20 protein-coding genes and 1 tRNA gene are annotated in these 19,474 nt (G+C 72.0%); 15 read left to right on the top strand and 6 right to left on the bottom strand.

What is annotated here, in order from left to right; translation table 11 throughout:
* Positions 1-46 precede the first annotated feature (46 nt).
* From P2H44_RS09915 to P2H44_RS09930, 4 genes are all read left to right on the top strand, one after another.
* Positions 47-490 (top strand): RcnB family protein, encoded by a 444-nt coding sequence (locus P2H44_RS09915; RefSeq protein ID WP_275763358.1) that lies wholly within the window; start codon positions 47-49, stop codon positions 488-490.
* 214 nt (positions 491-704) lie between these two features.
* A complete protein-coding gene (gene ctaA / locus P2H44_RS09920) occupies positions 705-1,865 on the top strand; it encodes a heme A synthase (protein WP_275763359.1) in 1,161 nt (386 codons plus the stop codon).
* Between the two features lie 251 nt (positions 1,866-2,116).
* Positions 2,117-2,575: a c-type cytochrome gene (locus P2H44_RS09925; protein ID WP_275763360.1), complete on the top strand. Its 459-nt coding sequence runs from the start codon at positions 2,117-2,119 to the stop codon at positions 2,573-2,575.
* Between the two features lie 5 nt (positions 2,576-2,580).
* Positions 2,581-3,492 carry a c-type cytochrome gene (locus P2H44_RS09930; protein WP_275763361.1) on the top strand — a complete coding sequence of 304 codons (912 nt, stop codon included), beginning with the start codon at positions 2,581-2,583 and terminating at the stop codon, positions 3,490-3,492.
* Between the two features lie 409 nt (positions 3,493-3,901).
* On the opposite strand, the gene kdsA is transcribed toward P2H44_RS09930, so the two are convergent.
* Complete coding sequence (gene kdsA / locus P2H44_RS09935; RefSeq protein WP_275763362.1) at positions 3,902-4,747, bottom strand: 3-deoxy-8-phosphooctulonate synthase; 846 nt, start codon at positions 4,745-4,747, stop codon at positions 3,902-3,904.
* On the opposite strand from kdsA, the gene P2H44_RS09940 reads away from it, so the two are divergent.
* On the top strand, positions 4,646-5,215 hold the full coding sequence (locus P2H44_RS09940; RefSeq protein ID WP_345798988.1) for a VOC family protein: 570 nt from the start codon (positions 4,646-4,648) through the stop codon (positions 5,213-5,215). The two genes, kdsA and P2H44_RS09940, sit on opposite strands and share 102 nt — an antisense overlap.
* Positions 5,216-5,228: 13 nt before the next feature.
* Here P2H44_RS09940 and P2H44_RS09945 read toward each other — a convergent pair whose 3' ends face one another.
* The 4 genes from P2H44_RS09945 to P2H44_RS09960 all read right to left on the bottom strand — a co-directional run bounded on the left by P2H44_RS09945 (position 5,229) and on the right by P2H44_RS09960 (position 8,544).
* On the bottom strand, positions 5,229-6,278 hold the full coding sequence (locus P2H44_RS09945) for an NAD-dependent epimerase/dehydratase family protein (RefSeq protein WP_275763364.1): 1,050 nt from the start codon (positions 6,276-6,278) through the stop codon (positions 5,229-5,231).
* A gap of 85 nt (positions 6,279-6,363) precedes the next feature.
* A complete protein-coding gene (locus P2H44_RS09950; protein ID WP_275763365.1) occupies positions 6,364-7,626 on the bottom strand; it encodes a Na+/H+ antiporter NhaA in 1,263 nt (420 codons plus the stop codon).
* 274 nt (positions 7,627-7,900) lie between these two features.
* On the bottom strand, positions 7,901-8,239 hold the full coding sequence (locus P2H44_RS09955; RefSeq protein ID WP_275763366.1) for a DUF167 family protein: 339 nt from the start codon (positions 8,237-8,239) through the stop codon (positions 7,901-7,903).
* Positions 8,240-8,250: 11 nt separating this feature from the next.
* Entirely contained in the window at positions 8,251-8,544 is a 294-nt protein-coding gene (locus tag P2H44_RS09960) for a YggT family protein (RefSeq protein ID WP_275763367.1), read from the bottom strand.
* A 389-nt stretch (positions 8,545-8,933) separates the two neighbouring features.
* Between P2H44_RS09960 and P2H44_RS09965 the strand changes: the two genes are divergently transcribed.
* Positions 8,934-9,009 (top strand) — tRNA-Ala (locus P2H44_RS09965).
* A 64-nt stretch (positions 9,010-9,073) separates the two neighbouring features.
* Here P2H44_RS09965 and P2H44_RS09970 read toward each other — a convergent pair.
* A complete protein-coding gene (locus tag P2H44_RS09970) occupies positions 9,074-10,063 on the bottom strand; it encodes a fumarylacetoacetate hydrolase family protein (protein ID WP_275763368.1) in 990 nt (329 codons plus the stop codon).
* 160 nt (positions 10,064-10,223) lie between these two features.
* Here P2H44_RS09970 and P2H44_RS09975 point away from each other — a divergent pair, with 160 nt between their 5' ends.
* The 9 genes from P2H44_RS09975 to P2H44_RS10015 all read left to right on the top strand — a co-directional run bounded on the left by P2H44_RS09975 (position 10,224) and on the right by P2H44_RS10015 (position 19,304).
* Positions 10,224-11,231 (top strand): MBL fold metallo-hydrolase, encoded by a 1,008-nt coding sequence (locus tag P2H44_RS09975; protein ID WP_275763369.1) that lies wholly within the window; start codon positions 10,224-10,226, stop codon positions 11,229-11,231.
* Between the two features lie 158 nt (positions 11,232-11,389).
* Positions 11,390-12,199, top strand: a complete 810-nt coding sequence (locus P2H44_RS09980; protein WP_275763370.1) for a FadR/GntR family transcriptional regulator — start codon at positions 11,390-11,392, stop codon at positions 12,197-12,199.
* Positions 12,200-12,229: 30 nt separating this feature from the next.
* Positions 12,230-13,483, top strand: a complete 1,254-nt coding sequence (locus P2H44_RS09985) for an acyl-CoA dehydrogenase family protein (protein WP_275763371.1) — start codon at positions 12,230-12,232, stop codon at positions 13,481-13,483.
* 45 nt (positions 13,484-13,528) lie between these two features.
* Positions 13,529-14,137, top strand: a complete 609-nt coding sequence (locus P2H44_RS09990) for an AMP-binding protein (RefSeq protein ID WP_275763372.1) — start codon at positions 13,529-13,531, stop codon at positions 14,135-14,137.
* The gene (locus tag P2H44_RS09995; RefSeq protein ID WP_275763676.1) at positions 14,080-15,132 is read left to right on the top strand and encodes a class I adenylate-forming enzyme family protein; all 1,053 of its coding nucleotides are present in this window, start codon (positions 14,080-14,082) and stop codon (positions 15,130-15,132) included. Before P2H44_RS09990 ends, P2H44_RS09995 begins: the two co-directional genes overlap by 58 nt.
* A gap of 114 nt (positions 15,133-15,246) precedes the next feature.
* The gene (gene dctP / locus P2H44_RS10000) at positions 15,247-16,332 is read left to right on the top strand and encodes a TRAP transporter substrate-binding protein DctP (protein ID WP_275763373.1); all 1,086 of its coding nucleotides are present in this window, start codon (positions 15,247-15,249) and stop codon (positions 16,330-16,332) included.
* 157 nt (positions 16,333-16,489) lie between these two features.
* On the top strand, positions 16,490-17,791 hold the full coding sequence (locus tag P2H44_RS10005; protein WP_275763374.1) for a TRAP transporter large permease: 1,302 nt from the start codon (positions 16,490-16,492) through the stop codon (positions 17,789-17,791).
* An 8-nt stretch (positions 17,792-17,799) separates the two neighbouring features.
* A complete protein-coding gene (locus tag P2H44_RS10010) occupies positions 17,800-18,312 on the top strand; it encodes a TRAP transporter small permease (protein WP_275763375.1) in 513 nt (170 codons plus the stop codon).
* Between the two features lie 20 nt (positions 18,313-18,332).
* Complete coding sequence (locus P2H44_RS10015; protein WP_275763376.1) at positions 18,333-19,304, top strand: NAD(P)H-dependent flavin oxidoreductase; 972 nt, start codon at positions 18,333-18,335, stop codon at positions 19,302-19,304.
* Positions 19,305-19,474 lie beyond the last annotated feature (170 nt).

Consider the following 19,474-nt stretch of genomic DNA (forward strand, 5'->3'; position numbering starts at 1 on the left):
GACGCCCGGACGGCGGCCAGGACACGAGACCGGGAAGGAGACCGACATGACCCCGACCGCCCAGACCCGCGCCCTGACCTCGGAGCGCACGATGTTCCGTCGCATGGGGATCGCGCTGTCCGCGCTGACCGCGCTGGGCCTCGTCTTCGCCGCGCAGCCCGTGCTGGCCGACCCGCCGGGCGGCGTGCCGCCGGGGCTCGCCAAGAAGGGCGTCTCCAAGCAGGAGTGGAAGCGCGCCAAGGGCGGCGGCGACGCCCGCGACTATGATCGCGACCGCGTGGTGGTGCGCGACCGCGTGGTCTACGAGCCGGGCTACCGCCTGCCGCGCGACCGCGAGTACGTGATCATCCGCGACTACGACCGGTACGGCCTGCGTCGTCCGCCGGCGGGCTACCAGTACTACCTCGTCGACGACCGGGTGATGCGCGTGTCGAGCGACACGCTGCAGATCGCGGCGGTCATCGGCCTCGCGAGCGCGCTTCTGAACTGATCCGCGTCCGCGCCTCCGCGCCCTCCGACCGACGGCGCGCAGGCCGCGGCGGCGCGCGCCCGGCAGCGACCGGGCGTCGCCTCCCTCTTGCGGCGACCCGCCGTTCCGGGCCATCTGCGCGCGCCGGCCGGGCATTCCCCCGGCCGGCGCGGCGCGCCTGCGGCTCCGACAGGCCGCGCGCCCGCGCAGATCCGGTTCCGACAGGGGGACGCCCATGTCCAAGCCCCGCTCGATCTTTGAAGACGTCTCCGCCCAGCCCGCCGCGGCCCGGCCCGCGCCGGCCGGCCCCGCCCCGGGCGAAGCCGACCGCCGCCGCCGCGCCAACCGCCGCGCGATCTCGATCTGGCTGATGCTGCTGGCGGCGCTGGTCGCCGCCATGGTGCTGGTGGGCGGGCTGACGCGCCTGACCGAGTCCGGCCTCTCGATCACCGAATGGAAGCCCGTCACCGGCGCGCTGCCCCCGATGAGCGAGGCGGCCTGGCAGGCGGAGTTCGAGAAGTACCAGACCATTCCGCAGTATCACGCGATCAACCGCGACATGGACCTGGCGGGGTTCAAGACGATCTACTGGTGGGAATGGGGCCACCGCCAGCTGGGCCGCCTGGTGGGCCTGGTCTGGGCCGTGGGCTTCCTGTGGTTCCTCCTGCGGCGCAAGATCCCCGGCGGCTGGACCTGGCGGCTGGTGCTGCCCGGCGCGCTGGGCGGCGTGCAGGGCGCGATCGGCTGGTGGATGGTCTCCTCGGGGCTGGAGGGGCAGATGGTCTCGGTCGCCTCCTACCGGCTGGCGACGCACCTGGGCCTCGCCTTCGCGATCCTGGGGCTTCTGGCGCATTACGCGTGGGAGGTCCGCCGCTCGGGCGCGGACCTGCTGCAGGCGCGGCGGCGGCGGATGCCGGGGCCGATGCGCTTCGCGGGCGTGGTCGCGGCGCTGGTCTTCGTGCAGATCATCCTGGGCGCGCTGGTCGCGGGCATCGACGCGGGGCGGGGCTACATCGACTGGCCGCTGATGGGGGGCGAGTTCCTGCCCTCCGAGTCCTTCGACTACGAGCCGCTGTGGACCAACTTCTTCGAGAACCCGGCGCTGGTGCAGTTCATCCACCGCATGTGGGGCTACCTGACCCTGCTGGTCGGGCTGGCGTTCTGGTGGCGGATGCGCCGCGCGCCCCACGCCGGCCTGCGCCGGCGCGCCGACTGGGTGGCGGTGATGATGTTCGGCCAGGTGGTGCTGGGCGTGGTGACGGTGATCCACGCCGCGCCGCTGTCGTGGTCGATCCTGCACCAGGCGGGCGCCATCGCCCTGTGGCTGCTGGTCCTTCGCGCGCGGTTCGAGGCCGGCTGGCCCGCCGAGGAGCGCATCGCCCGCGGCAAGGTCTGAGCGGCGAGGCGGGCGGCGGAGACGTCGCCCGCCGCCCGTCTCCGGACCCCCTGCGGTCGTCAGGAAAACTGATGACGTCGGCCTCGCGGGATCGTGAACGTGTTCCGGGGATCGCTACGGAAAGTTTCTGTTTTGGAGACTATTCCGTCGCGCGCATGCCTCAATTCCTCTGCTAGCCTGCGCCCGCAGGCGTCCGTCCCCCGGCGGTCGCCGACGCTTTGGACGGAGGATCCCAGGTCGTGCCCAGGAAAATGAAACTCATCGCCGCCGCCAGCGCCTGCGCGCTCATGGCGGCGGTCGCCGCCGCCCAGGCCCAGGACGTGACGCCCAAGATCGACGACCCGATCTCGCTGCGTCAGAACCTGATGAAGGACGCGGGCGCCTCGATCGGCATGCTCGCCGCCATCGCCAAGGGCGAGGCCGAGTTCAACGCCGCCGCCGTCAAGGGCGCGCTGGTCGCGCTGAACGCCGTGGCGCTCGGCTTCCCGGCGCAGTTCCCCGAGGGCTCGACCTCCGAAACCTCCGAGGCCTCCCCCAAGATCTGGGAGGACGCCGCCGGCTTCCAGTCCGCGGCCGCCAAGTTCATCGCCGACACCAACCAGGCGAAGGGCATGACCATCACCAACGCCGACGAGATGAAGCAGGCGATGGGGCTGGTCGGCGCGAACTGCAAGGCCTGCCACGAATCCTACCGCGTGAAGAAGAACTGAGCCGGATGTCCCTTCGACATTGGCTGATCCCCGCCGCGGCCCTGGTCGCGGCGGGAGGCGCGGTCGCCTGGTGGCTGACCGCGCCCGATCCGATCGACCCGTCCGAGGTCGCGGGCTGGAGCCCCTCTCCCGAGGCCGCGGCGCGGGGGGAGCGGCTGTTCCATCTCGGCTCCTGCGTCTCCTGCCACGCGGCGCCGGGGGCGGAGGGGGAGGCGACGCTGGCGCTGGCCGGCGGACGGGCCTTCCCGACGGAGTTCGGGACCTTCCACGCGCCCAACATCTCCCAGGACCCCGACGCAGGCATCGGCGCCTGGACGCCGGACCAGTTCGCCTCGGCCTTCCTGCGGGGCGTGGGAGCGCGGGGCGAGCATCTCTATCCCGCCTTCCCCTGGCCGTCCTATTCGCGCATGGAGCTGTCGGACGCGCTGGACCTGTGGGCCTATCTCAAGACCCTGCCGGCGGACCCGACGCCCTCGAAGCCGCATGACGTGGGCTTTCCCTTCTCGATCCGCGCGGCAATCGGGGGGTGGAAGCTGCTCTACCTGAAGCCGGAGCCGGTGATCGCGGGCCTGAGCGGCGAGGCCGAGGCCGGCCGGCGGCTGGTCGAGGGCATCGGCCATTGCGGCGAATGCCACACGCCCCGCGACGCGCTGGGCGGGCCGGACTACGCCGCATGGCTCGGCGGCGGGCCGAACCCGGATGGCGAGGGCAGGATCCCCAACATCACCCCCTCTTCGGCGGGGATCGGGGACTGGTCGGCCTCCGACATCGCCTACTATCTCGAGAGCGGCTTCACCCCGGACTACGACAGCGCCGGCGGCGGCATGGCGGCGGTGGTCGCGGAGACGGCGAAGCTTCCGCCCGAGGATCGCGCGGCGATCGCGGCCTATCTTAAGGCGGTTCCGCCGGTGGAGTGAGGGCCGCGAAGGGGGTGCCTCGCCGAGGCGGGGCTCGTCTCGGGGGGCGCTGCGCGCGAGCGCCCGGGTCTGGGAGGTTGGGAGAGGCTCCGGACTCACCCGGGAACAAGCCCGCGCCTGCTCCCCGCAGCCGTCCTTCGCTGACGATGCCTGAGCGACTCGGCGGGAGGGGGCAAGGACAAGCCCCGCTTGCGCGGGGTCGCTTCGCGATCCTGGACCCCTCCCGCCGAGTCGCTCTTCACGGCATCAGCGAAGGACGGCTCCGGGGAACAGGCGCTCCCGGCGAGCGTGGGGCCGGGCGCCTGGGGCGACGGTCGGGAGACGGAGGGGCCGGGCGCGCCGGGTGGGGCGCGCCGCGGGCGGGAGAGCGGCGGCAGGCGCGACGGGGGACGCGGCGCCTGCGCAGGCCTCAGATCGCGATCGGGTTGTCCTTGGCGAGGCGGTCGAAGGCGGCCAGCGTCTCGACCAGCTTCGGCATCTGCGCGAGCGGGATCATGTTGGGGCCGTCGGAGGGGGCCTCGTCCGGGCGCTCGTGCGTCTCGATGAAGACGCCGGCGATGCCGAGGCTGACGGCGGCGCGCGCGAGCACCGGCGCGAACTCCCGCTGGCCGCCCGACGAGCCGCCGAGGCCGCCGGGCTGCTGGACCGCGTGGGTCGCGTCCATGATCACCGGGTAGCCGGTCTTGGCCATCGTCGGCAGGGCGCGCATGTCGGCGACGAGCGCGTTGTAGCCGAAGGAGACGCCCCGCTCGGTCAGCAGGATCGCGTCGTTGCCGGTCGAGGCGACCTTGGCCGCGACGTTCGCCATGTCCCAGGGCGCGAGGAACTGGCCCTTCTTCACGTTCACCGCCTTGCCCGTGGCGCCGGCCGCCAGCAGCAGGTCGGTCTGCCTGCAGAGGAACGCGGGGATCTGCAGGATGTCGACGCCGGCCTCCGCCGCCATCGCGCACTGGTCGGGCGCGTGCACGTCGGTCAGCACCGGCAGGCCGGTGCGCGAGCGGATCTCGGACAGCATCTCCAGACCCTCCTCCACCCCGGGGCCGCGGCGGCCCGAGAGCGAGGTGCGGTTGGCCTTGTCGTAGCTGGCCTTGAACACGTAGCCGACGCCCGCCGCCCGGCAGGCCTCGGACATGGTTCCGGCGATCTCGAGCGCGTGCTCGAGCCCCTCGAGCTGGCAGGGCCCGGCGATCACGGTCAGCGGCTGGGCGTTGGAGATCGCGAGATCGCCCACGCGCACGGTCTTGGCATCGGTCATGAGCGCGTCCTAGCCCGGCTGCGAGGGGCCGTCCAGCGCCTTCGCGCGGCGCGCGCGCCGCGACGCGCCGAGCCGAGGCGCGACAGGGCGCCCGCGATGATCGACTGGCTGTGCGAGGTGCTGGGCTTCGCCCGGCACGCCGTCCACGCCGACGACGCGGGCGGGATCGCCCATGCCGAGCTGACGCTGGGCGACGGCATGGTCATGCTGGGCTCGGTCCGCGACACCGCCTTCGGCGCCCTGCAGGGTCCGCCGGGCGACGGTCGGGCGGGGGCGAGCCCCTACCTGGTTCTGCCGGACGACGCGGAGGTGGAGGCGGCGCACGCCCGCGCCGTGGCGGCGGGGGCCGAGATCGCGATGCCGCTGGAGGCGAAGGACTATGGCGGCCTCGCCGTCACGATCCGCGATCCGGAGGGCGGGCTCTGGAACCTCGGCTCCTACGATCCGTGGGCCGCCGCCAGGGGGTGAGCGTCGCGCCCGCTCAGCCGCGGGCGCCGTTCCAGCCCTGGAACCAGTCCATGAAGCGGGTCAGCCCCTCTTCGAGCGTGACCTTCGGGGCGAAGCCGACCGCGCGCTCCAGCGCCGAGACGTCGGCCCAGGTGGCGGGGACGTCGCCGGGCTGCATGGGCAGGAACTCCTTGATCGCCTCGCGGCCGGCGAGGCGCTCGAGGATGGCGATCATGTCCATCAGCCGCTCGGGTCGCCGGGCGCCGATGTTGTAGATCCGGTGCGGCGCCCAGCTGGTGGCGGGCGTGGGGGCGGTCGCGTCGAAGTCGGGATCGGGGGCGGCGACGTGGGGGATCAGCCGCGCGACGCCCTCGACGATGTCGTCGATGTAGGTGAAGTCGCGCTGCATGTCGCCGTGGTTGAACACCTGGATCGGGCGGCCTTCGAGGATCGCCGCGGCGAACTTCCAGTAGGCCATGTCCGGCCGGCCCCAGGGCCCGTAGACGGTGAAGAAGCGCAGGCCCGTCGCCGGCAGGTCGTAGAGATCCGCGTAGGCGTGGGCCATCAGCTCGTTCGCCTTCTTGGTCGCGGCGTAGAGGCTGACGGGATGGTCGACGCCGTCGCGCTCGGAGAACGGGACCTTGCGGTTGCCGCCGTAGACCGAGGAGGAGGAGGCGTAGACCAGGTGCTTCACCGGGCGGCGGCGGCATTCCTCGAGCAGGTTGAGGAAGCCCGCCAGGTTCGCCTCGCCGTAGGCATGCGGGTTCTCGATCGACCAGCGCACGCCCGCCTGGGCGGCGAGGTTCACCACGTAGGCCGGCCGCTCGCCCACCGCGGCGTCGAGGGCGGCGGCGAGGCCCGCGCGATCGGCGAGATCCACGGCCCGGAAGCTGAAGCCGGGGCGGCCTTCGAGGCGCGCGAGCCGGGCCTGCTTCAGGGCGGGATCGTAGTAGGGGACGAGGGCGTCGAGCCCGTGGACCTCGACGCCTGCGTCGAGCAGCGCCTCGGCGAGCGCGGCGCCGATGAAGCCGGCGGCGCCGGTCAGCACCACCGGCGCGTCGATCCGGTCCCGCCAGTCCGCCATGGGGCGCGTCCTTTCCGCTTCGCGGACCGCCCGGCGCGGGGCGGTCCGGCTCGTCTTCTGCGCCCTGCGCGGGGGCGCGGCCGTCTCAGCCGTGGACCTTCTTCACCCCGGTGACCACGCCCGCGATCAGGGAGATCACGGCGGCGAAGAAGCTGAGCAGGGCGCCCATCTTGGCCGCGTCCTGCACCGGGCCCGGATCGAAGGCGACGGACGCCACGAAGAGCGCGACGGTGAAGCCGATGGCGGCCACGCAGCCGACCACGGGCAGGTCGATGATCCGCATCCCCTCGGGCAGGCCCAGGCGCATGGGCTTGGCCGCGATCCAGCCCATCAGGGTGATGCCCAGCGGCTTGCCGATCAGCAGGCCCGCCAGCACCAGCAGGGTCGGCGCCCCGATCGAGGTGAACTCGACGCCCGCATTGGCGAGGCCGAAGAAGAACAGCACCACCTCGACCGGGCGCTTCAGCCCGTGCTCGATATGGTTGAGCAGGTCGGTCAGATGCTCCTCGGCCTCGGAGAAGATGCCGAAGCTGACGTCGGCATGCGGGATGGTGGCGACCATCGGCAGCAGGCCGAGCGCGGGGTGGATGCCCGATTCCTGGAACCCGTACCAGCACACCGCCCCGCCGATGGCGTAGGGCCAGAAGCCGAGCTTGGCGCGGATCCAGGTGGAGTTCGGGCGGTCCTGCTTGCCCCGGTCCATCCGGCGCGGCAGCCAGTTGGCGAGCAGGTAGGTCAGCCCGGCGGCCAGCGCCGAGAGCAGCAGCCACTGCGGCGCGAGATCGCCCGAGGGGTAGAAGATCGCCAGGATCACCAGGCCCGCCGCATCGTCGGCGATGGCCAGCAGCAGCAGGAAGCGCACCGCCGGGTGGCCCGCGCCGAACACCATCCGCCCCACCAGGTAGGAGAAGGCGATGTCGGTCGCCGTGGGCACCGCCCAGCCGTGGATGGTGGCCTCGAAGACCTCCGAGCCCAGCGCGATGGCGAGGCAGACGTAGACCGCGATCGGCCCCAGCATGCCGCCGGCGGTGGCGATCAGCGGGGTCATCGCCTTCTTGCCGCGCAGGGAGCCGTTCTCGAGCGCGACGGCCTCCCAGACCTCCTTGCCGGCGATGGCGAAGAACAGCGCCATCAGCACGTCGTTGATCAGGTAGTGCAGGGTCAGGGTGCGGTGGGCGTGGCCCTCGGCGTCATGGTGCAGGTGGCCGATGAAGAAGTCGTCGATCAGCGGGAACTCGACGAAATGGTGGTAGCTCTCGGGGGAGAGGTTGGCCCAGCCGAGCGCCACCAGCGCGCCGGCGATCAGGAGCAGCGAATACTCCGATACGAAGGACCAAATCTTGTACATGCCCCGGCTCCCTCCCGCCTGATCAGGGGCCTCCGTCCGGCGGGCCGGTCCCGGAGGCGCGACGGACTTGGTAGGCGATCCCGCGGGGGGCGGCAATGCACCCGGTCGCGATTCGGCGTCGCGCCCCTCCGAAACCCGACCGCGGCGCCGGCGCCGCGCGACGCGCCCGCTTGGGGCGGGCCGCGGGCCCGCGGCGCGGATCCGGCGGCGGCGCGCGGGGCGGGCGGAACCCTGGGCTAGGGGCGCGGCTGGCCGGCCGGGGCGGCGCTCGGGCTCAGGCCGGGGGCAGGGCGGCTTCGAGCCGCGCCGCGATCGCATGCGCGTCGCCCTCGAGCCGCAGGCGCTTGAGGCGGGCGGTCTCGCCGGCCTCGAGCGTCACCGCGGCCCGGGGCAGGCCCGCGACGCGGGCGACGAGCTTGAGCACCGCGGCGTTGGCCTTGCCGCCCTCCGGCGCGACCGAGACGCGCAGGGCGAGCGCAGGCCTCCCCTCGGCGTCCACCGTCACCCCGTCCACCCGGTCCCGTCCGCCGCGGGGCGTTGCGCGCACCGCCAGCAGCAGACCCGAGCCGTCAGGAGCGGGCCGCCAGGGGCGGGGCGAGGCGGGATCGCTCACGCCGGGTCGGCTCAGTAGTAGGCCGGGCCCATGAGGTTGTTCGAGATCAGCACCTGCAGCGCCAGGATGCCGAAGATCAGCACCAGCGGCGCGAGGTCGAGCCCGCCCATCGGCGGCAGGATCGAGCGGATCGGCCGGTAGAGCGGCTCGGTCAGCCGGTTCAGCGTCGACCAGACGGTGTAGACGAAGCGCTGGCGCAGGTTGATCACGTCGAAATTGATCAGCCAGCTCATCACCGCCTGGATGATCACGACCCACCACAGGAACTTCAGGATCATCAGGAGAATGATGGCGATCGAGGTCATCAGGCGGTCATCCATGCGGCGGCTGCGGAAGCGTTCGGCGACAGGTAGCGGCGGGGGCCTGCCGGATCAACCGCCGCGCGGCGCGAAGTCCGCCGAGTCGCGGCCCCGATCCCCTCTTTTCACCATGAACTCCGCGCGAGCGACGCAGAATCGCCGTGCAGCGCAGGCTTGGGATGCGACTCGCCGCCCGCCGGAGCGCGCCCGGCCGGCGGCGGCGGGCGCCTCGACCCCGGCTCACGGGCCCCCTGGCGCGGGTCGGTCGAGCCGCGTCGCGGGCGTCCGGCCGGCCCCTCCGCGCCGCTGTCGTGACGTCGCCCCGCATTCCGTGCATTTTCCGCGTTCAGGGCCGCTTGACACCCTCCGGGGGCCTGCGTAGGAAGCGCGCCAACGGGGCCGTAGCTCAGCTGGGAGAGCGTCGCGTTCGCAATGCGAAGGTCAGGGGTTCGATCCCCCTCGGCTCCACCAACACCCCGCGCATGACGAGGCCGCCCCCCGGGGCGGCCTCGCGGCGTTTCGGGGCGGGCGCGCGTCAGGACGGCGCGAGGACGCGGTTGCGCAGGACGCCGATGCGCTCGACCTCCAGCTCCACCACGTCGCCGGGCTTGAGGAAGCGCATGTGCTCCAGCCCGCAGCCGTTGCCGACCGTGCCCGAGCCGATGAACTCGCCCGGGCGCAGGGTCTCGGAGGCGGAGATGTGGGCGATCACGTCCTCGAACTTCCACATCATCTCGCCGGAGCTGCCGCGGCCCCATTCCTCGCCGTTCACCCGGGCGATCATGGTCAGATCGTAGGGGTCGGGGATCTCGTCGGCGGTCACGAGGCACGGGCCCATCGGATTCGCGTCGTCGAAATCCTTGCCCTTCGCCGGGCCGAGCTGGCCGCCCATCTCGGCGGTCTGCGCGTCGCGGGCGGAGAAGTCGTTGAAGATCGTATAGCCGTAGATGACCTCGCGCGCGGTCTCCTTCGTCACGTCCTTGCAGGTGCGGCCGATGTAGACGCCGAACTCCAGCTCGAAATCCATCAGCTTCGAATAGCGGGGCCAGACCACGTCATGCTCCGTGCCGCAGACCGAGAAGCGGTTGCACTTGTAGTAGATCGGCTGCTCGTAGAACGTCTTGGGGACGGAGAGGACGCCGGTGCGCTCCATCTCCGCCATCGCCGCCTCGGGGTCCTGGGCGTCCTGGGCGCGCACGCGGCGGGCGGCCTGGAAGGCCTGCACGAGGTGCTTCTCGAAGCACAGCGCGTCGCGCATCTGGGGCGGCGGCTGGATCGGGGCGAGCAGGCGGACGGCGGCGCGATCGTGGGTCATCTCGGCGGGCGCGCGCTCGACCACGCCGCGGGCGCGGTCGAGCGCGGCCTCCCCGCCCTCGACCATCGCGAGGACCGAGGCGAAGCCCTCGAAGCCGGGGCCGTCGAGCTCGGCGTCGGCGGCGGCGAGATCGACGATGCGTGCGTCGCCGTCGATCAGGGCGCCGGCGCGGGGGGCGTCCTCGCCCGCGACGTAGGTGACCAGCTTCATGGGGATCCTCCCGTTTCGCGGGCGTCTGGGCCGGCCCGCCTGTCCGGCGCATCGTCGTCGCGCGCCTGTCGTTGCGCAAGCCTGCCGGCCGGTCGCGACTCGGCTGCGCACGGGGGCCGGGCAGGGTAGAAGGAGGGCGAAGCGGAAGCGGGAGGAAACGATGGCGAAACGCGAATTCACGCGGGGCCTGCACGACGTGGGGAACGGCTGCTGGGCCTGGCTGCAGCCCGACGGGGGCTGGGGCTGGTCGAACGCCGGCCTGATCACCGACGGCGAGGCGAGCCTTCTGGTCGACACGCTGTTCGACCTGAAGCTGACGGGCGAGATGCTGGCGGCCATGCGCGACGCGGCCCCGGCGGCGGCGAAGATCGACACGCTGGTCAACACCCACGCCAACGGCGACCACACCTTCGGCAACCAGCTGGTCGAGGGCGCGCGGATCGTGGCGAGCGAGAGCACGGCCGAGGAGTTCGACCACGTGCCCCCCGCGATGTTCCACGCGCTGATGTCCGACCCCTCGGCGCTGGGGCGGGCGGGCGACTTCGTGCGGGAGTGCTTCTCCCCCTTCGACTTCTCCAACATCACCCTGACGCCCCCGACCGAGACCTTCGCGGGCGAGACCGCCCTGAAGGTCGGCGACCGGGAGGTGCGGCTGATCGAGGTGGGGCCGGCGCACACCAGGGGCGACACGCTGGTGCACCTGCCGAAGGAGCGGATCGTCTACACCGGCGACATCCTGTTCGAGGAGGGGACGCCCATCGCCTGGGCCGGGCCGCTGACCAACTGGATCGCGGCCTGCGACCGGATCCTGGCGATGGACGTGGACGTGGTGGTGCCGGGCCATGGGCCGATCACCGACAAGGCGGGCGTGCAGGCGATGCGCGACTACCTCGTCTTCGTGACCGAGGAGGCGCGCAAGCGCTTCGACGCCGGGCTCGACTTCCTCGCCGCCGCCCATGACGTCGAGCTGGGCGAGCACGCGAAGCGCGGCGCGCCGGAGCGGTTGGTGGTGAACGTCCAGACCCTCTACGACGACTTCGCGGGCGGGGAGCGGCCGGTGCGCGAGGCGATCCCCTATTTCGCCTACATGAAGGACCTGCGGGAGAAGTGGGGGCTGGGGCCGGTCCACGCCCATCTGCACGGGCCGGACTGCGGCTGCGGCGGCTGAGGCCGGGCGCGGCCCGCGCCGATCCGGGCGCGTGCGACGTCGCGCGCAGACGCGGCGATTGACTCGGCGCGCGCCCTGAATAGTGTCCGACAAACCGACACTGAACGCCGGGCGGTCAACGCCCGGCCCGCCGGTTCGCCGGCAAGGGAGCGACGCGCATGGGGCTGAGGCCCATCCAGGTTTCCAAGGCCTACGAGCAGGTCTCGGCCCAGCTCGAAGCCCAGATCCTCGAGGGGCGCCTGCAGCCGGGAGAGCAGCTGCCGGGCGAGGTCGAGCTGGCCGCCCAGTTCGGCGTCAACCGCTCGACCGTGCGCGAGGGGATCCGGCGGCTGGAGTCCGAGGGGCTGGTGCGCCGCGCCTCGCCGCGCAAGCTGGTGGTCTCGACGCCGAAGGCGCGCGAGCTCGCCTCGCGCAACACCCGCGCGCTGCGGATGCTGGAGGTGACCTTCGACCAGCTGTGGCGCGTGGCGGTGGAGATCGAGCCGCTGGCCGCCGAGCTCGCCGCGCGCAACGCCACCGACGCGGACATCGAGAAGCTGCAGGCCAACCAGGCGCGCATGGCCCGCGCGACCGAGGCGCGCGACGACGCCGCGGTGGTGCGGCTGGACCTCGAGTATCACTCGATCATTTCCGAGGCGACGAAGAACCCCGCGCTGGCGCTGGCGCAGGAGCCCATCGGGATCCTGCTGTATTCGGGCCTCGAGGCGCTGCTGCCGCATCTGCCCCAGGCGCCGGCCCGCCAGCTGGAGGCGCATGGCCGGGTGATCGCGGCCATCGGCATCGGCGACGCGGACGTGGCGCGCGACTGGACGCTGCGCCACGCGGTCGACTTCCGCCGCGGCTACCTGATGGCGGGCCTGCCGATGGACACGCCCATCGCGCCGCTGGTCCCGGCCCAGGCGGGCGTCGCGCCCGCCAAGCGGCGGCGGCGCGAGACACGAGACGAGACGACGCCGCGCGACGCCTGACGCGCGCGGCCCGAACGGAGGGGGAAACCCATGGACTTCGAGTATTCCGCAAAGACCCAGAGCCTGATGGCGCAGCTCGAGGACTTCATGCAGTCCTACGTGCTGCCTGCCAACCAGGAGTTCCACGAGACCTTCCACTCCACCGGCAAGTACCCCATCGAGCTGCTGGATCGCCTGAAGGCGAAGGCCTTCGAGGCTGGCCTGTGGAACATGTTCATGCCGGGCCTGAAGGACGACGAGCCGGGCACGCGGCTGACCAACCTCGAATACGCGCCGCTGGCCGAGATCATGGGCCGGGTGCCGTGGGCGTCGGAGGTCTTCAACTGCTCGGCCCCCGACACGGGCAACATGGAGATCCTCCACCAGTTCGGCACGCCCGAGCAGAAGAAGAAGTGGCTCGAGCCGCTGATGATGGGCGAGATCCGCTCCATCGTCGGGCTGACGGAGCCGGACACGGCGTCGTCGGACCTGACGAACCTCTCGACCACGATCATCCGCGACGGCGACCACTACGTCATCAACGGGCGCAAGTGGTTCTCGACCGGCGCGATGCATCCGAACGCGAAGCTCGCCATCGTCTTCGGCGTCTCCGATCCCTCGCCGGATGCGGACCGGCACAAGAAGCACAGCTTCATCCTGGTGCCGATGGACACGCCCGGCGTGAAGGTCGTGCGCGACGTGCCGATCATGCACCACCACGCGCCCGAGGGGCACTCGGAGGTGCTCTACGAGAACGTGCGCGTGCCGGTGGAGAACATCCTCGCCTCCGAAGGCGACGGCTTCATGCTGGCCCAGGCGCGGCTGGGGCCGGGGCGCATCCACCACTGCATGCGCACCATCGGCCAGTGCGAGCTGGCCCTCGAGCTGATGTGCGAGCGGGCGCTGGAGCGCAAGACCTTCGGGCGGCCGCTGGCCGACCGCGCCAACATCCAGGACTGGATCGCCGAGGCCCGCTTCGACATCGACCAGGCCCGCCTGCTGATGCTGCGCGCGGCGTGGAAGATGGACAAGGAAGGCGCCAAGGCCGCCCGCGTCGACGTCTCGGCGATCAAGGTGGTGGCGGCGCGCCTGCAGACCGGGATCACCGACCGGGCCATGCAGGTCTTCGGGGCCGCCGGCATCACGCCCGACACGCCGCTGAGCTACCTGTGGACCTGGGGCCGGGCGCTGCGCTTCATCGACGGCCCCGACGAGGTGCACCTGATGGTCATCGCCCGCGACGAGCTGGGCAAGGCCAAGGGGCGCGTGGGCTCCAACACGCATCACTACGTGCGTCCGCACTGAGGCGGGCGCAGACCTGAGAGGGGCCGCGATCCGGGGAGGAACGCCATGGCCGCAGCGAACGAACCCGCGATGAGACGGGAGCTGCATTACGGGAACCGGGTGGTCGAGTGCTTCGCCGACCGCCCCTCCGACATCCATGCGATGCTGGAGGCGGCGGCGGCCGCCCGGCCCGACGCCGAGGCTCTGGTCTGCGGCGAGCTGCGCTTCACCTGGGCGCAGCTCGACGAGGAGGTGCGCCGGCTCGCGGCCGCGCTCCACGCCGAGGGCGTGGGCCCCGGCGACCGGGTGGCGCTGCTGCTGGGCAACGACGCGCCCTTCGTGGTGCTGACCTACGCCGTGGCCCGGCTGGGCGCGATCCTGGTGCCGCTGTCGCTGCGCGACCAGACCCCGGGCCTGCGCCACGCGCTGGTGCAGTCGGGCGCGAAGATCCTGATCTGCGAGCCGGAGGCGGCCGAGGTCGTGCCGCCGGCGTCCGCGTGCCCGCGCTGGTCCGTCGCTTCGCGCTGGGCAAGGTGGAGGGGTTCTGCAACTACCACCGCCTGCTGGGCGCCGACCCCGAGGCCGCGCCGCCCCCCGCCAAGGTCGATCCCGAGGCGGTGGCGACGATCCTCTACACCTCCGGCACCACCGGCGTGCCGAAGGGGGCGATGCTGACCCACCTGGGCATCGTGCACTCGGCCACCGCTTTCGCGACCTTCATGGACAGCCGCCCCGGCGATCGCGAGGGGGTGATCGCGCCGCTGAGCCACGTCACCGGGCTGGTCGGCGGCGTGCACAAGGCGGTGCGCGCGCAGGCGACGCTGCTGGTGATGCGGGAGTTCAAGGCCTCGGCCTTCCTCAAGCTCGCGGCGGCGGAGAAGTTGACCCACTGCGCGATGGTCCCGGCGATGTACAACCTGTGCCTGGTGCAGGACGATCCGGCGAACCATGACCTCTCGGCCTGGCGCTGGGGCGGCTACGGCGGCGCGCCGATGCCCGCGCCGACCATCGAGCGGCTGGCGCAGAAGCTGCCGAACCTCAAGCTGATGAACTGCTACGGCGCGACCGAGACGACCTCGCCCGTCACCATGATGCCGCCCGAGAAGACCGCCAGCCACCGGCTGAGCGTCGGCAAGTCCAGCTTCGGCGCCCTCACGGTGGTGATGGACGACGAGGGGCGCGAGTGCCCGCCGGGCGTGCACGGGGAGCTGTGGCACTTCGGCCCGATGGTCGTGCCCGGCTACTGGGAGAACCCGGAGGCGACCGCGAAAGAGTTCGCGGGCGGGTTCTGGAAGTCGGGCGACATCGGCTCGATCGACGCGGACGGGTTCGTCTACGTCCACGACCGCAAGAAGGACATGATCAACCGCGGCGGCTACAAGATCTTCACCGCCCAGGTGGAGAGCGTGCTGGCCGCGTTCCCCGGCGTGACCGAAAGCGCGGTGATCGCCAAGCCCTGTCCGGTGCTGGGGGAGCGGGTGCACGCCGTCGTCGTCGCGCCCGAGCCGCTGGACGAGGCCGCCCTCGCCGCCCACTGCCGGCGCGAGCTCGCCGACTACCAGGCGCCCGAGAGCTTCACGGTCACGCCCGAGCCGCTGCCGCGCAACCACAACGGCAAGATCATGAAGCGCAGCCTTCGGGAAGCGCTGGATTTCGTCGCCCGCGACTGAGCGCGGGACCGAACGCGGCGCGCCCGGCCCGGTCCGGGCGCGCCCAACAACAGATCGAACGATCGCCGACCCGGACCTGCGCGAAGCGGGCCGACCACATGGGAGAGAACGCGAATGAAGACCCTGATGAAAGGCGCCCTCGCGGGCGCGGCGGCGCTGGCCGTCACCACCCTTCCGGCCGCCGCCCAGAACCTGATGATCTCGGCCTCGCTGCCGCAGGTCCACATGTGGGTGGGGCAGAGCCTGGACCCGTTCGCCGACAAGATGGAGGAGCGGACCGACCTGACCTTCACCCGCTTCTACGCGGGCGAGCTGACCGGCGTGGGCCGCGGCCTCGACGCGCTGCAGGGCGGCACGGTGGACATCGTCTCGCCGCTGCTGGCCCCCTACATCCCCGGCGCCTTCCCGCTGACCGACATCAGCCAGCTTCCGGTCTACGGCACGGACTCGGCCCAGATCACCCGGGCCTTCCAGAAGCTGATGGACTCCGACGTCGAGCTGAAGGACGGCAAAACCTTCTACCAGTACGAGATCGAGCCGAAGAACATCGTCGCCTGGGCGCTGGGCGCCTCGGGTCCCTACGCGATCAACACGGTCTCGAAGGAGATCACCTCGCCCGCCGACTTCGAGGGCCTGCCCCTGCGCGCCGGCGCGGCGCTGCAGACCATGACGCTCGAGAATCTCGGCGTGAACCCGGTCACCATGCCCGCCGCCCAGGCCTACGAGGCGCTGAGCCGCAAGACCATCGAGGGCATCCTGCTGTCGGTCGCGGACTGGAAGTCCTACTCGATGACCGACCTGCTGAAGTACTCGATCGAGGGCGTGGCGCTGGGCCACTGGGAGAGCTACGTCGCGATCTCCAAGGCCAGCTGGGACAAGCTGACGCCTGAGCAGCAGAAGGCCTTCGACGAGACCGCCCGCGAGGTCGCGCTCGACAACGCCGAGTTCATCCAGAAGCAGTACCTCGAGGTGAAGGCCGCGGCCGAGGCCGGGGGCACCACCTTCGTCGAGGCCTCGACCCTGCCGCAGGACCTGCAGGACCACATCGCCAAGGCCTCGGTCGCCACCTGGAAGCAGTGGATCGAGACGCTGGAGGCCGACGGCCATCCCGCGCGCAAGGCCGCCCAGCTCTGGGCGCAGCTGGTGCAGGAAGAGGGCGGCGAGCTGCCGCCGGGCGTGGCCGAGTACCTGGCCGACTGATCCCCGACCCCGCCCGCGCGCGCCGCGTCCCCTCAGGGGGGCGGGGCCGCGCGGGCGGACCGGATCGCCGTCGCCGCCCCGAGGGGGCGGCGTTCCGCGCCGGAGGCGAGGCCCCTGGGGCCGCCTTCGCCCGATCCCTCCTGTCACGGGGAATTCGATGACCTCTCACGAGGCCCTGATCTTCGTTTCCGCATGGTTCGCCGTGTTCCTGCTGCTGGGGCAGAGCGTGGCCATCGTGCTGATGGGCGCCGGCATCGCGGGCATGTACGCGATGATGGGCACGCGCCTGTTCGACGGGCTGCTGGCCGCCGACATCGTCGGCGCCGCCTCGTCCTATTCGCTCTCGATCATTTCGCTCTACCTGCTGATGGCGCAATTCCTGCTGCGCGGGAAGGTGGTCGAGGACCTGTTCCGCGTGGGCTACCGGCTCGCGGGCAAGCGGCGCTTCCCGCTGGGGGCGGCGACCATCGTCTCGGGCGGGCTGCTGGGCGCGGTCTCGGGCTCGGGCGCGGCCACCTCGGCGGCGCTGGCGGTGATGGCGGGCCCGCAGCTGCAGAAGGTGGGCTACACGCGCCGCTTCTCGATCTCGCTCGCGGCCGTCTCCGGCTCGCTCGCCGCGATCATCCCGCCGTCGCTGATCATGATCTTCTACGGCTCGCTGACGCTGGTGCCGGTGGGGCACCTGTTCATCGGCTCGATGGTGCCGGGGCTGCTGTGCATCCTGTGCTACATCGCCTGCCTGCACTTCTTCGGCGAGGTCGAGCCGGGCGTGGCCGAGGACCAGGGCGACGCGGACGAGGCGCTGCCGGGTTCGGCGGTCGCGGCCTTCATCTTCGTGTGCGCGCTGATGTTCGTGATCTTCGGCGGCATCTACGGGGGCGTGTTCACCGCCGGCGAGGCCGGGGGCCTGGGCGCCTTCACCGCGCTGATCGGCATGGCCGCCCTGCGCCGCATCGGCCTGCGGGATATCTTCGACAGCCTGGTGGACTCGGTGAAGGTCACCTCGATGCTGATGATCATCGTCATCGGCGCGCAGGCCTTCGGGCGGTTCCTGTCGCTCAGCCGCGCCCCGCGCGAGCTGCTGGCGGCGGTGGAGCCGATGCTGGCCCAGCCGACGGTGCTGGTGGCGCTGATGCTGTTCGCCTTCTTCGTGGGCGGCCTGCTGCTGGAGTCGGCGGCGGTGATGGTGCTGCTGATCCCGATCATCCTGCCGGTGCTCGAGGCCGCGGGCGTCGACCTGCTGTGGTTCGGCGTGATGGCCTGCTTCATGATCTCGCTGGGCCTGCTGACCCCGCCGGTGGGGCTGGCGACCTACGCGGCCTGCGCCGCGGTGCGCCACCCGGTGGGTCCGATCTTCCGCTCGACCGGCCTCTTCGCGCTGGTGGCGGCGATCCTCGTCTCGTTCATCATGGTCGAGGTGCCCGGCGTGGTGACCTGGCTGCCGTCCAAGATCAATTGAGGTCCAGCATGCTGAGAAGAACCTACGACGCGCTGGGCCGGTTCGAGTGGGGGCTGGCCGCCATAGGCGGCGGGCTGTGCCTGCTCGGGATCCTGGCGCTGACGGTGCTGAGCGTCTTCGGGCGCTACATCCTGCACACCGACCTGATCCCCGGCGCGCTGAACATGATCGAGTCGGTGCTGTTCCCGGTGATGGTGTTCTGGGGCTTGCCGCTGGCGCATCGCGAGGCGTCCTTCCCGCGGCTGGAGCTGCTGGACGGGCTGATGCAGGGGGCGGTGGGGCGGCTGATCGCCGGCGTGGTGCTGGTGGTGGAGGTCTTCGTCTACGCCATCGTCGCCTACTACTGCGCCCGCTACGCCCTGAACGCCTGGGAGAACGCGCGCGCCGTGCAGATCGGCACCGGCACCTGGCCGGCCTGGCCGGTGGCGGTGATGGCGCCGATCGCCTTCGTGCTGATGCTGGTGGAGGCGGTGCGCCTTTGCCTCCGCGATTTCCGCGCCGCGCTGTCGCGCGCCGCCTGAACCGGTTCGGGAGACTTCCGATGAAGACCAGAGTGACGGAACTTCTGGGGACCCAGTACCCCATCATCCAGGGCGGCATGCAGTGGGTGGGCCGCGCCGAGATGGCGGCGGCCGTCTCGAACGCGGGCGGCCTCGGGATCCTGACCGCGCTGACCCAGCCCACGCCGGCCGACCTGGCGAAGGAGATCGAGCGCTGCCGGGGGATGACCGACAAGCCCTTCGGCGTGAACCTCACGATCTTCCCCACCGCCCAGCCGGTGCCCTACGACGAGTATCTCGAGGCCGCCCTGAGCAATGGGGTGAAGGTGATCGAGACCGCCGGGCGCAGCCCCAAGGACTTCATCGAGAAGATCCACGCCGCCGGCGGCAAGGTCGTGCACAAGTGCACCTCGGTCCGCCACGCCCTGTCGGCGGAGCGCGCGGGCGTCGACGCGATCTCGATCGACGGGTTCGAGGCGGCGGGCCATCCGGGCGAGGACGACGTGGGGGGCCTGATCCTGTTCCCGGCCGCGGCGCGGGCGGTGAAGGTGCCGCTGATCGCCTCGGGCGGGATCGGCGACGGGGCGACGATGGCGGCCGCCTTCGCGCTGGGCGCCGAGGGGATCAACATGGGCACCCGCTTCTGCGCCACGCAGGAGGCCCCGATCCACGAGAACATCAAGAAGGCCATCGTCGAGGCCGGCGAGCGCGACACGATCCTGATCTTCCGCACCTTCCGCAACACCGGCCGGGTGCTGAAGAACGCGGTCTCCGAGGAGGTCGTCTCGATCGAGACGCGCCCCGGCGGGGCCGAGTTCGGCGACGTGCACGCGCTGGTCGCCGGCGCGCGGGGCCGGGCGGCGCTGGAGTCGGGCGAGGTCAACGACGGCCTCGTGTGGGCGAGCCAGGTCTGCGGCCTGATCGACGACATCCCCACCTGCGCCGAACTGATCGAGCGCATGGTCGCCGACTGCCGCGCCAAGCTCTCCGCCGCCGCGGCCGCGGTGGCCTGATCGGCTCGCGCCCGCGCCGGCCGGAAGGGTCGGCGCGGGCGCGGCGTCCGCGGGCAAGGTCGTCGCCCGAGGCAGGCGGCGAGAGGCCACGGGTCAGGCCCGGGACGCCCGTGGGACGGGCGTCGGCGCGCATCGGCGCCGGCGCGCGGCGGTCGAGCGAGGGCGCCGCC

This window comes from Albimonas marina (genome assembly GCF_029223255.1).
In the GTDB taxonomy this organism is placed as follows: domain Bacteria; phylum Pseudomonadota; class Alphaproteobacteria; order Rhodobacterales; family Rhodobacteraceae; genus Albimonas.